The organism is Pseudomonas lurida, assembly GCF_002563895.1.
Lineage (GTDB): Bacteria > Pseudomonadota > Gammaproteobacteria > Pseudomonadales > Pseudomonadaceae > Aquipseudomonas > Aquipseudomonas lurida.
In genome coordinates this window covers 1,954,624-1,968,332 of the sequence record NZ_PDJB01000001.1, presented here as the reverse complement: position 1 = coordinate 1,968,332, position 13,709 = coordinate 1,954,624, and the positions used below count along the sequence as shown (strand labels likewise).

The window sequence follows — 13,709 nt, the reverse complement described above, 5'->3', positions numbered from 1 at the left end:
CTTCTCTGCCCCTCCTGCGTATCAACGCTTCGCTGGCAGCAAAAACGCCACCGCCCCCTTATGATTAAAGGGTTCCATGGCAACGGCGAATCAATCAAGACGCCTTTTCAACCACGGAAAAACCCTTCAAGGCTCTACATTCAGGCTGTAGGACACAGTTTGAAATAGTCGCTCGGTTGAATCACCCCATGGCGCACCTTATATACCCCGCAGTAAGCGACATATTAAGCATGAGGAGAACTCTACAACCATGATGCGCATCCTGCTGTTCTTGGCCACTAACCTTGCGGTCGTGCTGATTGCCAGCATCACCTTGAGCCTTTTCGGCTTCAACGGGTTCATGGCGGCCAACGGGGTTGACCTGAACCTCAATCAGCTGCTGGTTTTCTGTGCGGTCTTTGGTTTTGCCGGCTCGCTGTTCTCGCTGTTCATCTCCAAGTGGATGGCGAAGATGAGCACCAGCACCCAGGTCATCACCCAGCCACGTACCCGGCATGAGCAATGGTTGCTGCAGACTGTCGAGCAGTTGTCCCGCGAGGCGGGCATCAAGATGCCCGAGGTCGGGATTTTCCCGGCCTATGAAGCCAATGCCTTTGCCACCGGCTGGAACAAGAACGACGCACTCGTTGCGGTCAGCCAGGGCATGCTGGAACGCTTCTCTTACGATGAAGTGAAGGCCGTACTGGCTCACGAGATCGGCCACGTGGCCAACGGTGACATGGTCACCCTGGCGCTGGTCCAGGGCGTGGTGAACACCTTCGTGATGTTCTTCGCTCGGATCATCGGCAACTTTGTCGACAAGGTGATCTTCAAGAACGAAGAAGGCCGCGGCATTGCCTACTTCGTGGCAACCATCTTCGCTGAAGTGGTGCTGGGCTTCCTGGCCAGCGCGATCACCATGTGGTTCTCGCGCAAGCGCGAATTCCGTGCAGACGAAGCCGGTGCGCGCCTGGCGGGCACCGGGGCGATGATTGCAGCGCTGCAACACCTGCGCTCCGAACAGGGCCTGCCGGTGCACATGCCGGACAGCCTGACCGCCTTCGGCATCAACGGTGGCATCAAGCAGGGCATGGCTCGCCTGTTCATGAGCCACCCGCCGCTGGAAGAGCGCATCGACGCACTGCGCCGTCGGGGCTGATAACCAGCCGTTACGCAAGAAGGGGCGATTTGATCGCCCCTTTTTTTGTGGGCGCTTATATTGTCAACGCATCGTTAGCTGATAGACACGCTCGTCGAGCCGCGTGACGCCGTCCTGCACGAACTTCCAGCTCTCACCCAGAATGTCTTGCGCCTCCAGCGCCTCCAAGGTCCATTCCGAACCGAACAGCACCTTCACCTCGTCATCCGTCACCGCAAACGGTGGTCCGGCTTTCTGCGTCTGGTCGTAATCGAGGGTGATCAACAACCCCTGGCAGCCTGGAAGCAGCAGGCTGTTCAGGTGTTCGGCGTATCTCGCACGCATCAGCGGCGGCAAGGCAATCAGTGCGGCGCGGTCATACAGTGCAGTGCAACCGGCCAGGACGTCGGCGTCCAGGGCGAAGAAATCGCCACACCACACCTCGACCCGATCAGCCTGATAAACCGTGAAGGCGCCCCGCCGTGTGATGCGTGGCGCCAGGTTCTGCTCACTGAAGAACGCCTCGACGGCCTGCTCCGATAGCTCCACGCCCAACACCCGCAGCCCACGGCTGGCCAGCCAGATCAGGTCCAGGCTCTTGCCACACAATGGCACCAGCACTTGGGTGTCCTCGGCGAGCGCGAGCTGCGGCCAGTGTCGTTGCAGGTACGGGTTGACCTCAGGCAAATGGAAGCCGATCTGATTGCGCGCCCAGCGCTCCTGCCAAAACTTAGGCTCCATGGATCCCCCCGGAAATTCGATCAAAAGGCACTAAAACTTATATTAGATTTAGATCAATGATCTGATTGAAGATGGGCCCATGTTAACGCTCAGGACCCCACTTATGCTCCCCAGCCTGTTTATCTCCCACGGTTCGCCCATGCTCGCCCTGCAACCCGGTGCCAGCGGCCCGGCATTGCTGCGCCTGGCGGCCGAGCTGCCACGACCCAAGGCAATCGTGGTGGTGTCGGCGCATTGGGAAAGCCAAGAGCTGCTGGTCAGCGGCAGTCCCGCGCCCGAGACCTGGCACGACTTCGGCGGCTTCCCCCGCGAATTGTTTGCCGTGCAGTACCCGGCGCCAGGCGACCCGCAACTGGCCGGCGAGATCGTCGAGCGGCTGCATGCCGATGGACTGGATGCACGCGTCGATGCACAACGCCCTTTCGACCATGGCACGTGGGTGCCGCTGTCACTGATGTACCCGGCAGCGGACATTCCGGTGGTGCAGGTGTCCCTGCCCAGCCGCATGGGCCCTGCCCTGCAGACCCGCGTCGGGCATGCCCTGGCCGGTTTGCGCGAGCAAGGTGTGCTGTTGATCGGCTCCGGCAGTATTACCCATAACCTGGGTGAGCTTGACTGGCGCGCCGGCCCCGAGACCATCACCCCATGGGCGCTAGAGTTCCGCAACTGGGTCGTCGACAAACTGGCGGCCAACGATGCAAACGCCTTGCACGACTATCGCCGCCAAGCGCCGAATGCCGTGCGTAGCCATCCCAGTGATGAGCACCTACTGCCGCTGTATTTCGCGCGCGGTGCCGGTGGCGATTTCAGCGTGGCGCACCAGGGCTTCACCCTGGGCGCGCTGGGCATGGACATCTACCGCTTCGGTTGACAGAGTCCGTCGCTGGAATGGGACAGTCTGTAGGTGATAGACACTAAGGCGATAGCCCTGCAACTATCAAGGGCACGGGCTAGGCCTTCTTCTCAGACCCCACTCCTTTAAAGGAAAAGTGGATTTCCTTTCCTACACCGGAGTCTTTGGTCACCTGTTGGGTGCCCACCATCGAGTTCTTGTACCTGCCGTAAAAACCAGTACTGTTGATCACGCCAACTTTAATATTCCCCTTATCGTCTGTAGTAAAGGGCGCTGAAAAACTGCCGCCCGTTGGCGCAATCTGCGAACTTCGGTTTATTTTCTCGCCATACTGCTCAACAAACCCAACTTCTCTGCCCGCCAGTGCAACGTCTCTGTCGACATAAAGATCTTGGACGTGCTGTTTGGGACCCGGATTATCGGGATCCGTGACATCCTGAATATAAGCGCTCAACTTCCGGGGATTTTCAGGATCCCGCACCACCGTCAAATTATATTTATGCCCAAACTTAAAATCGACCAATGTGCTATTACTCGCGCCGTTCCCCCCATCAAACTCGCCGCGACCTTGTGGCGCTTTGAAATGCGAACCGGATCCGGAAAATGTAACCAGCGCCTTGCCATCTCCACGTGGCTGCATCCCTATATAGCCGCGACCGAGGGGCTTGCCATTGTTGTCATTAACGCCAAATTGCATCGCATAATAAATACCCGCATCCTTGCCTGTCTTTCTTTGGAGGCCTTCGTCAATACTCATTGGAAACGTGATATTGCTCAACCCAGGGTGCGGTGCGGACAGTGAGTAACTTACACCATACAACCCATTGGGTGCTGTGGCTTCCTTCTTGATTTCGAGTTTTGGATCGCTCACCTTATCAAGCTTCGAGTGATGGATTGTGATCGTGGGCGAAATAGCTTTCGAGGAAACTTCTCTTAATAGCCGCCTCGGAGCATCATTCAATACGCTAAAGCCCCCTGATGACCGAAGGCTATTTTTATCTTCTTGGTACTGATCATTACGTGGCTCACCAGCCATATTAAAGGAAGGTTGCACAAGAGGATGAATAACGGGCTCAGGTATTCTTGATAGGGGACGGTGTGAGTTATCAACGCGCATAACAGCTACAGCCTCTTTCCAGTGAGTTCAATCATCACTCGACATTAGTGACTCACTTACAAGCAGGCTGCCAGACAGGTCAGTCATACGCTCGGACTTTTCTTAAACCTGATGTGATCATTAGCTGACAACGAAAACCGATAGTTCAGAAAATACCTAAACACCCTCCGCTCTATGAAGCACTCCCCACCAAGCGAGTAGCTTTTGCGTGCATACCCAACGCCAGGCAAAAAAAATCCCCGAACCAGTCGGGGATTTTTTATGTTCGATCAATCAGCCCGGGGGCGGATCAATCTTCGCGGTAGCGACGCAGCTTCAGCTGCTTACCGGCAACGCGAGTGTCCTTGAGCTTGGCCAGCAGTTTTTCCAGACCGTCTTCCGGCAGCTCCACCAGGGAGAAGCTGTCACGGACCTGGATGCGACCGATGGCTTCACGTGCCAGGCCACCCTCGTTGAGGATAGCGCCCAGCAGGTTCTTGGCAGCGATACCGTCACGCGCGCCCAGCGCGGTGCGGCAACGAGCGCGGCCTTCAGCCAGTGGAACCGGAGCGCGACGCTCGCGATCACCACGCTCTGGGCGGTCACCGGAACGCTCTGGACGATCACCGCGTGGCGCGCTGTTCGGGACCAGTGGACGTTCTTTCTCGATGGCTGCCAGGGTCAGGGCCTGACCATTGGTGGCTTTGCGCAGCAGGGCTGCAGCCAGGGCACGCGGGGTGCAACCGATATCGGCGGTCAGGCGGTCCAGCAGGTCGCCGTGGGTCGATTCAGCGTCAGCCACCAGAGGCGCCAGGCTGTTGGTCAGTTTCTTGATGCGCGCATCCAGGACTGCCTGGGCATCCGGCAGGCGTACTTCAGCGACTTTCTGACCGGTTACACGCTCGATCACTTGCAGCATGCGGCGCTCACGTGGAGTCACCAGCAGCAATGCACGACCTTCGCGACCCGCACGGCCGGTACGGCCGATACGGTGAACGTAGGACTCTGGATCGTAAGGCATGTCAACGTTGAACACGTGGGTGATACGTGGAACGTCGAGGCCACGGGCGGCAACGTCGGTCGCCACAACGATGTCCAGGCGGCCATCCTTGAGGGAGTCGATGACGCGCTCACGCTGGTTCTGGGCGATGTCGCCGTTCAGCGCAGCAGCTTTGTAGCCTTTGGCTTCCAGGGCACTGGCCAGGTCCAGGGTCGCTTGCTTGGTGCGCACGAACATGATCAGGGCGTCGAAGTCTTCGACTTCCAGCAGGCTCAATACAGCCGAGGTCTTCTGGTCAGCGTGAACCAACAGGTGAGCCTGTTCGATCGCGGTAACGGTCTGGGTCTTGGTCTGGATCTTCACGTGTTGCGGATCGCGCAGGTGGCGTTCGGCAATGGCACGGATCGACTGTGGCAGGGTGGCCGAGAACAGCACGGTCTGACGGGTCGGTGGCAGCGCCTTGAAGATGACTTCCAGGTCATCCATGAAGCCCAGCTTCAACATTTCGTCAGCTTCGTCGAGAACCAGGTGGTTCACGGTCGACAGTACTTTCTCGTCACGACGCAGGTGGTCGCACAGACGGCCCGGGGTGGCGACAACGATCTGTGCGCCGTTACGGATAGCCTTGAGTTGCGGGCCCATCGGCGCGCCGCCGTAAACGGCTACAACGGTAACGCCTGGCATTTGCTTGGCGTAGGTTTCAAAAGCGGTTGCTACTTGCAGCGCCAACTCACGAGTTGGCGCCAGGATCAGGGCTTGCGGTTCGCGCTTGGCAGGATCGATGCAGTGCAGGATAGGCAGGGCGAACGCGGCGGTTTTACCGGTACCGGTTTGCGCCTGGCCAATCATGTCCTGGCCGGCCATGATGATCGGGATCGATTGCTGCTGAATCGCCGAAGGTTCTTCGTAGCCAGTCGCTGCGACGGCTGCAAGAATATTCGGGTTAAGATTAAAAGCGGCGAAGCCGCCGGTTTCCTGGGTCATGGGTCTGCCTCTAAGTGCATCCGCAAAGACCCATGCTCCAAAGCTGCGCATGCCGTGTTGAGACTCAAGAGTCGCCCTGGCTGCTTTGTCGGCGGGGATTTGCGAAAACGAATGAATGAAAAAGATTCGTCAAGGGAGAGTCCGCTGTGCGGACGTGCAGCCGAAGCTGACTTCGGGGAATTGCGCTACCTAAACGCGGCCCGGTTAAAGGCCGGCGCGCACTATACCGGAAATAGCTGAAAAAGGGAGCTTTTTTTATCGGAATGCACCGAGAAAGCGCGCTGCGTCACCGCCTTTGCAGATAACTCCGGCAGGGTCTATTTTTCAAAGGCCCGGCCCGCCTGGTCATAACGCTTAAACGGTTCACCTGACCTTTCAGCCCCTTTGGTCTGAAAGCCTTCCCCGCTCCCGAGGGTACACCCGATGAATCAAGCCAGCAGCAGCCGCGTCAGCCGTGAACTCCAGGGCCATGTCCTGATGCTGGGCCTGGACCGGGTGGCCAAGCGCAATGCTTTCGACCTGGACCTGCTCAATGAACTGAGCCTGGCGTATGGCGAATTTGATCGAAACGACGACGCACGGGTGGCAGTGGTATTTGCCCATGGGGATCACTTCACGGCCGGGCTGGACCTGGCCAATGTCAGTGGTGTGATGGCCGGTGGCTGGCAACCACCGCTGGGGGGCTGCGATCCCTGGGGCGTGTTTGCCGGCCCGCATGTGAGCAAACCGGTGATCGTCGCGGCCCAGGGCTACTGCCTGACCATCGGTATCGAACTGATGCTGGCGGCCGATATCAATCTTTGCGCAAGCAACACGCGCTTTGCGCAGATGGAAGTGCAGCGTGGGATCTTCCCATTCGGCGGCGCGACGTTACGCTTTCATCAGATCGCCGGCTGGGGCAACGCGATGCGCTGGCTGCTCACCGGCGATGAGTTCGACGCCCATGACGCCCTGCGCCTGGGCCTGGTGCAGGAAGTGATGGCCAGTGAAGACCTGCTGCCCCGCGCGGTCGAACTCGCCAACCGCATCGCCCGCCAGGCGCCACTGGGTGTGCAGGCCACGTTGATGTCGGCACGCCTGGCGCGCATGGAAGGCGAGACCGTCGCGGCCGCCGCATTACCGCCGATGGTGGATAAATTGCTCAACAGCGAGGATGCCAAGGAAGGCGTGCGGGCGATGATCGAGAAGCGGCCCGGGGTGTTCAAGGGTATTTGAACTGGCAATACCGGCCTCTTGGTGGGCAAGCCCGCTTCCGCATGTTGGCCGCATTCCCCGTTGAAATGCATTCCCCTGTGGGAGCGGGCTTGCCCACGATGGCGTCGTCACAGGCGACTAAGTCGCCGGCCGAATCGCCTTGATCAACGGCTGCAACGAGTACCCCAGCCTCGGCGCCAACGCTTCGGCACGGGCCGAGAGCGCATCCATCTCCAGCTCCTGGTCCAGCTCCGACGGCACCAGCAGAATCACATTGCCCTCCTTCACCGGCAGCTCCCAGTAATGGCGGTGGTACAAGCCACGCAATAACGCTGCCCCCAGGGGTTTGCCGTCGTCGGTGGCCCACTGGTTGATCACCAGCCAGCCGCCAGGGTTGAGTTTTTTCTGGCAGTTTTCCAGGAAGGACCAGGCCAGGTGCCCGACGCCGGGGCCAACGTCGGTATAGAGGTCGACGAAAATCAAGTCGGCCGACTCGGCGCTGTCGAGCAATTGCAGGGCATCGCCAATGCGGATGTACAGCCGAGGGTCATCGTCCAGCCCCAGGTATTCGATGGCCAGGCGCGGCACGTCGGGGCGCAGTTCGATGGCCTCGACGTCCTCCAGCGGCAGGAACTTCAGGCACGCCTGGGTCAGCGTGCCCGCACCCAGGCCGAGGAACAGCGCGCTGTCCGGCTGCTCATGGCATAACGCGCCAATCAGCATCGCGCGGGTGTAGTCGTACTCCAGCCAGCTCGGGTCGGCGGTGAACACGCAGCTTTGCTCGATGGCGTCGCCAAACTCGAGAAAACGGTAATCGGCCACTTCGAGCACACGGATCATGCCGAAGTCATCATGGACTTCGGCCAGCAGGCGCTCGACACGCTCCTCGGTCATCACTACTCCTAACGGGTTTGCTGCACGGCAAAGGCGCGATTGTCGGCCAACCGGCGGCAACAGGTCACGCACTAATTGCTGATAACATTGGCGCCCGACCGTCAATCAGCCAATCGAGTTCATGATGAGCCAACCCTGGAGCCCCGACAGCTGGCGCGCCCTGCCGATCCAGCAACAACCCCAGTACCCGGACGCTGCACACTTGTTGCAAGTGGAGCAGAACCTGGCCAGCTACCCGCCACTGGTGTTTGCCGGTGAAGCCCGCGAGTTGCGCCGCCAGTTTGCCGAGGTGACCCAGGGGCGTGCGTTCCTGCTGCAAGGTGGCGATTGCGCCGAGAGCTTTGCCGAGTTCTCCGCCGCGAAGATCCGCGACACCTTCAAGGTGCTGCTGCAGATGGCCATCGTGATGACCTTCGCCGCTGGCTGCCCGGTGGTGAAAGTCGGGCGCATGGCTGGCCAGTTCGCCAAGCCTCGCTCGGCGAATGATGAAACCATCGGCGGCATCACCCTGCCCGCCTACCGCGGCGACATCGTCAACGGCATCGGCTTCGACGAAAAAAGCCGCGTGCCGGACCCGGACCGCCTGCTGCAGTCCTATCACCAGTCCACCGCCACCCTGAACCTGCTGCGTGCCTTTGCCCAAGGCGGTTTTGCCGACCTGCACCAAGTGCATAAATGGAACCTGGACTTCATCGCCAACTCCGCCCTGGCCGAGAAATACAGCCAGTTGGCCGACCGCATCGACGAAACCCTGGCCTTCATGCGCGCCTGCGGCATGGACAGTTCGCCACAACTGCGCGAAACCAGTTTCTTCACCGCCCACGAAGCGCTGCTGCTCAACTACGAACAAGCCTTCGTGCGCCGCGACAGCCTGACCAACGATTACTACGACTGCTCGGCCCACATGCTGTGGATCGGCGATCGCACCCGTCAGTTGGACGGCGCCCACGTCGAGTTCCTGCGCGGAGTGAACAACCCGATCGGGGTCAAGGTCGGCCCGAGCATGAACCCGGATGACCTGATCCGGCTGATCGACATCCTCAACCCGGACAACGACCCCGGCCGCCTCAACCTGATCGCGCGCATGGGCGCAGGCAAGGTCGGCGACCACCTGCCCAACCTGATTCGTGCAGTGCAACGCGAGGGCAAGCAGGTGCTCTGGAGCTCGGACCCGATGCACGGCAATACCATCAAGGCCAGCAGCGGCTACAAGACCCGCGACTTTGCGCAGATCCTGGGCGAAGTGAAGGAGTTCTTCCAGGTGCATCAGGCCGAAGGCAGCTATGCCGGCGGGATTCATATCGAGATGACCGGCCAGAACGTCACCGAATGCATCGGCGGCGCGCGGCCGATCACCGAGGATGGCTTGTCGGACCGTTACCACACCCACTGCGACCCACGCATGAATGCCGACCAGTCGCTGGAATTGGCGTTCCTGATTGCCGAGACGTTGAAACAGGTCAAGCGCTGAGGCGTTGAGTCGACGTCGCTGAAGCCGTCGCGGGCAAGCCCGCGATGGGCCCCTACGTCACACGCTCGCTATTGATCATTGCCACTCGCAACCGGTCGGCACTCGGCCGCTGGCAATTGAGTTGCACGTGGTCCAGCCCCAGCCAGTCGGCCATTTGCCGCAGGTTCTGCGCCAGCGCGAGCATCCCCTCCTCATCCAACCCTGGCGTTTCCTCGTGCACCGCATGCACCGCCAAGCGCCCGTTGGCGCGTTCGGCGCGCAGGTCGACGCGCGCGGCGATCCGTTCGTTGTGCAGAAACGGCAACACGTAGTAGCCGTACACCCGTTTGTCTTGCGGGGTATAGATCTCCAGGCGGTAACGGAAATCGAACAGGCGCTCTGTGCGGCTGCGCTCCCACACCAGCGAATCGAACGGCGACAGCAATGCGCTGGCCGGCACTTTGCGTGGCACTTTCGGCGCGGGCAGGCAGTAGGCAAGCGGCTTCCAGCCCTGCACCTGGCACACCTGCAACTGCCCGTCCTCCACCAGTTCGGCCAGGCGATGACGGCTGTCGGCAGGGTCAAGGCGGAAATAGTCGCGCAGGTCCTTTTCGCTGCCCACGCCCAATGCAGTCGCACTGTGCAGCAGCAAGCCGCGCTGGGCTTCGGCCTCAGTGACCGTGGCTTGGAGGATGTCGCGGGGAATGACCCGCTCCGGCAAATCATAGAGCCGCTCAAACCCTCGCCGACCGGCCACCGTGACCAGGCCTGCGGCAAACAGCCATTCCAGCGCATGTTTCTCGTCGCTCCAGTCCCACCATGGGCCGGCGCGCTCCTCACGGGTCGACAAGCTACCGGCACCCAGCGCGCCCTGTTGCTCAACGGTCTGCAGAACACGCTGAATCGTGGCCTGTTGCTCACGACCAAAGCGCGCCATCTGCGAATAAATACCCTGGCCCTGCTTGGCCCGCTCCATGCGCCAGCGCATCAACGGGTACAGCGCCATCGGCAGCAGCGACGCTTCATGCCCCCAGTACTCGAACAGCGAACGCCGCCGCCCCTGGCTCCAGGCGGCCTGTTCAAGAATCAACGGGGAGTAGTTGCCCAGGCGGGAAAACAGCGGCAGGTAATGGGAGCGCACCACGGCATTGACCGAGTCGATCTGCAACACGCCCAGGCGCTCGATCATGCGGTTCAGGTGTGCGGCCTTGACCAGCGCAGGCGCCTGGCGCCCGGAGAAACCCTGGGCCGCCAGTGCCATGCGTCGAGCTTGCTTGAGTGAAAAAGACAGGTCGGCGGGCATGGGTTTCTCCGGGTAGGCTCGCCGACTACCCTACTGCATCCGCGCTCATTTTCGCAGCGGGTCCTGCCAGAAATGCAGGTGACGCTCCTGCTCGACATCGCCGCGATTGAGGCCGATGTCCCTGAGCGCATCATCACTCAAGGACGCCAGCATCTGGCGCTCCTCGTGCAGCGCCTGCCAACGGGCAACCTTGTGAAACAGCCCGGAAAACGGACGTTTCGCCATCACCACAAAACCTTTTTGACCTTTCATCTTCTCGCCCTCCAGTGGGGATGACGGCAGTGTGTGCCCGGGCTTAAGATCAATCCAACGAATGTTTCTTATGCAATACATCTCGGAGATTGATCAATTGTCCGGCTACCCAAGCATCGACACTGAAGTGCTGCGCACCTTCGTCGCCATCGCCGACCAGGGCGGTTTTACCCGCGCTGGCGAGCTGGTCAACCGCACCCAGTCGGCGGTGAGCATGCAGATGAAGCGCCTGGAGGAGGACGTGTTGCAGCGCAAGCTGTTCGAACGTGATGGCCGGCAGGTGCGGCTGACGCCCGAGGGCCAGGTGTTGCTGGGGTACGCGCGGCGCATCCTGAAACTGCACAGTGAGGTGTTCAACACCCTGCGCGAGCCGCACATGGTGGGGTTGGTGCGCATCGGCACGCCGGACGACTACGTGATGCGTTTCCTGCCGGGGATTCTCAAGCGGTTTTCCAAGGCGTATCCGCTGATCCAGATCGAGATGCACTGCGAGGCGTCGACGGTGTTGATGCAGCGCCGCGACCTGGCGCTGACGGTCATCAGCCGTGAGCCCGGCAATGAGATCGGCGAGTTGCTGCGCACCGAGCGGATGGTGTGGGTGGCGGCCCCGTGCTTCTGCGTGGACGAGCACGATGCACTGCCACTGGCGATTTCGGGCGTCGACAGCTTCTGCACCCAATGGACCCGCGCGGCGCTGGATGCGGCGGGTCGGGACTACCGGCTCGCCTACCACAGCTCCAATGTAGCGGCGATTCAGGCGGTGGTGAGTTCTGGCCTGGCGGTGATGGTGAGCATGGAAAGCCTGGTGACCGATGACCTGCGCGTCCTCGGCAGCGAAGAAGGTTTTCCACCGCTGCCGTCGATGAATCTTCGCTTGCTGCGCAACCCGGCGATGACCTCGCCGATCACCGAATGCCTGGCGGACTACATCCTCGAAGGCTTCAGACTTTAAAGGTCAGCATCACCGCGCACACCACCAGGAAGCCGCAGAACAAGCCGCGCAGTACGCGCTCCGGCAGTGCGTGGGCCACCTTCACGCCCCAACTGATACTGAGCAAACCGCCGACGGCCAACGGCACGCCAATCATCCAGTCCACCTCCTGGTGCCAGGCGTAGGTTACCAATGTCACGCCTGTGCTGGGCAATGCCAAGGCCAGGGACAAGCCTTGGGCAACCACCTGGGTGGTGCCGAACAGGCTGGTCAGCACGGGCGTGGCAACCACTGCCCCGCCCACCCCAAACAGTCCCCCCATGGAGCCGGACGCCGCACCGAGCAGCCCAAGCCATGGCCAGGAATAGCGCATTTGCGCCGTCGGCGGCGCGTTGCGGGTGAACATGCGCAGCAGGTTGTAGGCCGAAAGCGTCAGCAGGAACGCAATAAAACCGATGCGCATCGCCCCCGCGTCCAGGCCCACCGCCCAGATGGAACCGAGCCAGGCAAACGTGAACCCCATGATGCCCAATGGCAGCGCATGGCGCAGTTCGATGCGGTTGCGTTGGTGATAACGCCACAGCGCAAGCATTACGTTAGGCACCACCATGACCAGCGCCGTACCTTGGGCCAACTGCTGGTCCAGGCCGAACAATACGCCCAGCACCGGGATCGCAATCAGCCCGCCACCAATGCCAAACAGGCCGCCCACCGTGCCCAAGGCCGCGCCCAATACCAGGTAAATCGCTAAATCCAACACCGCACGTCACTCCACAATCCCAGGCCTTGCATGCTACGCAGTCGGCTATGGCGTGGAAACGCACAGCAACGCACAATGGCTGTGCCAATCTCGCATAAGCGCCTTTTCGATGAACCCCAATACCCTGACCGATCAACTGGGCCTGTTTCTCGATGTATTGGAAACCGGCAGTTTTTCCGCCGCTGCGCGCCGTCATCCGCTGACGCCCTCGGCGGTGGCTCGACGCATCGACAGCCTGGAAAGCTCGGTAGGCAGCCGCCTGTTTCAGCGCAGTACCCACGCGGTGGTGCCGACCCCGGCAGGCTTGGCGTTTGCCGAGCGGGCCCGACGGATTGTCAGCGAGTTGCAGCTGGCGCGGGCCGAGGCGGTGTCCCTGAGCCATGCACCGGAAGGCCTGATTCGGGTAGACGCGCCCGCAGCGTTCGGGCGGCGGCATCTGGCGCCCGTGATTGCAGACTTTCTCAACGTGTACCCAGGCCTGGATGTGCACCTGCATTTGATCGACAGCTTCGTGGACATGCAGGGGGCGCACCTGGGCAAGGTGGATCTGGTGCTGCGCGCCGGGCATATCGTCGACACCCGGCTGATCGCCACGCCCTTGGCGAGCATCGTACGCATCGCCTGCGCCAGCCCGGCGTACCTGAAAAGCCGTGGCACGCCGACCCACCCGCGCGAGCTCAGCGAACACGACGGGCTGGACTGGGATGGCCTGGCGCCGATGTTCGCGTGGCGCTTCGAGCTGGATGGACGCCGCGCGACCTATCGCCCGCAACGCATCCGTATGAGCGCCAATAACGCCGAAGCCTTGTTGTCCGGTGCGCTGGCCGGGCTGGGTATCGCCCATCTGCCCACGTGGCTTGCCAGTGAGTACCTGGTGCGTGGCGAACTGTTGCCGCTGTTTTGCGAAAACGGCCTGCCCAGCCCAGAGACCACCGGGATCTATGCGCTGCGCCTGGAGCAACAGCCCAACGCGCGCAGTCGGCTGTTGCTGGAGTACCTGAAAACCCGTTTCAGCCCCGTGCCGCCCTGGGACCTGGCCTTGCAAAGTGGCTTGGCCTGACCGCTCGGACAGATTTATCTGGCGCATTAAAGATTTGCCCGCTAGATTCCAGCCCAGACACGCTTTTTCGAGGT

The 13,709-nt window shown here is 61.0% G+C and carries 13 protein-coding genes; 6 read left to right on the top strand and 7 right to left on the bottom strand.

The features are described from left to right. Positions 1-250: 250 nt before the first annotated feature. Positions 251-1,138 (top strand): protease HtpX, encoded by an 888-nt coding sequence (htpX, locus tag ATH90_RS09025; RefSeq protein ID WP_034102803.1) that lies wholly within the window; start codon positions 251-253, stop codon positions 1,136-1,138. A gap of 63 nt (positions 1,139-1,201) precedes the next feature. Here the strand turns inward: htpX and ATH90_RS09020 are convergent, their stop codons facing one another. Continuing rightward, entirely contained in the window at positions 1,202-1,858 is a 657-nt protein-coding gene (locus ATH90_RS09020) for a thiopurine S-methyltransferase (protein ID WP_034102801.1), read from the bottom strand. 103 nt (positions 1,859-1,961) lie between these two features. Between ATH90_RS09020 and ATH90_RS09015 the strand changes: the two genes are divergently transcribed. Next, positions 1,962-2,729 carry a DODA-type extradiol aromatic ring-opening family dioxygenase gene (locus tag ATH90_RS09015; protein ID WP_069022519.1) on the top strand — a complete coding sequence of 256 codons (768 nt, stop codon included), beginning with the start codon at positions 1,962-1,964 and terminating at the stop codon, positions 2,727-2,729. A gap of 79 nt (positions 2,730-2,808) precedes the next feature. Here the strand turns inward: ATH90_RS09015 and ATH90_RS29530 are convergent, their stop codons facing one another. Together ATH90_RS29530 and ATH90_RS09005 are read right to left on the bottom strand one after the other, a co-directional pair. Further along, positions 2,809-3,828, bottom strand: coding sequence for a hypothetical protein (locus ATH90_RS29530; protein WP_238339933.1), 1,020 nt, complete (start codon positions 3,826-3,828; stop codon positions 2,809-2,811). Between the two features lie 289 nt (positions 3,829-4,117). Beyond that, entirely contained in the window at positions 4,118-5,791 is a 1,674-nt protein-coding gene (locus ATH90_RS09005) for a DEAD/DEAH box helicase (protein ID WP_034102799.1), read from the bottom strand. Between the two features lie 423 nt (positions 5,792-6,214). Between ATH90_RS09005 and ATH90_RS09000 the strand changes: the two genes are divergently transcribed. Beyond that, a complete protein-coding gene (locus ATH90_RS09000; protein ID WP_098466108.1) occupies positions 6,215-7,006 on the top strand; it encodes a crotonase/enoyl-CoA hydratase family protein in 792 nt (263 codons plus the stop codon). A 117-nt stretch (positions 7,007-7,123) separates the two neighbouring features. On the opposite strand, the gene ATH90_RS08995 is transcribed toward ATH90_RS09000, so the two are convergent. Further along, positions 7,124-7,879: a spermidine synthase gene (locus ATH90_RS08995; RefSeq protein WP_034102797.1), complete on the bottom strand. Its 756-nt coding sequence runs from the start codon at positions 7,877-7,879 to the stop codon at positions 7,124-7,126. A gap of 124 nt (positions 7,880-8,003) precedes the next feature. On the opposite strand from ATH90_RS08995, the gene ATH90_RS08990 reads away from it, so the two are divergent. Further along, entirely contained in the window at positions 8,004-9,350 is a 1,347-nt protein-coding gene (locus tag ATH90_RS08990; RefSeq protein WP_034102795.1) for a class II 3-deoxy-7-phosphoheptulonate synthase, read from the top strand. Positions 9,351-9,402: 52 nt separating this feature from the next. On the opposite strand, the gene ATH90_RS08985 is transcribed toward ATH90_RS08990, so the two are convergent. Together ATH90_RS08985 and ATH90_RS08980 are read right to left on the bottom strand one after the other, a co-directional pair. Continuing rightward, a complete protein-coding gene (locus tag ATH90_RS08985; RefSeq protein ID WP_034102793.1) occupies positions 9,403-10,632 on the bottom strand; it encodes a winged helix-turn-helix domain-containing protein in 1,230 nt (409 codons plus the stop codon). 45 nt (positions 10,633-10,677) lie between these two features. After that, positions 10,678-10,884, bottom strand: a complete 207-nt coding sequence (locus ATH90_RS08980; RefSeq protein WP_034102791.1) for a DUF1127 domain-containing protein — start codon at positions 10,882-10,884, stop codon at positions 10,678-10,680. A 70-nt stretch (positions 10,885-10,954) separates the two neighbouring features. On the opposite strand from ATH90_RS08980, the gene ATH90_RS08975 reads away from it, so the two are divergent. Then, positions 10,955-11,836, top strand: a complete 882-nt coding sequence (locus ATH90_RS08975; RefSeq protein ID WP_034102789.1) for a LysR family transcriptional regulator — start codon at positions 10,955-10,957, stop codon at positions 11,834-11,836. On the opposite strand, the gene ATH90_RS08970 is transcribed toward ATH90_RS08975, so the two are convergent. After that, complete coding sequence (locus ATH90_RS08970; protein WP_034102788.1) at positions 11,826-12,575, bottom strand: sulfite exporter TauE/SafE family protein; 750 nt, start codon at positions 12,573-12,575, stop codon at positions 11,826-11,828. The two genes, ATH90_RS08975 and ATH90_RS08970, sit on opposite strands and share 11 nt — an antisense overlap. Before the next feature lie 109 nt (positions 12,576-12,684). Between ATH90_RS08970 and ATH90_RS08965 the strand changes: the two genes are divergently transcribed. Continuing rightward, on the top strand, positions 12,685-13,635 hold the full coding sequence (locus ATH90_RS08965) for a LysR family transcriptional regulator (protein ID WP_034102786.1): 951 nt from the start codon (positions 12,685-12,687) through the stop codon (positions 13,633-13,635). Positions 13,636-13,709: the final 74 nt, after the last annotated feature.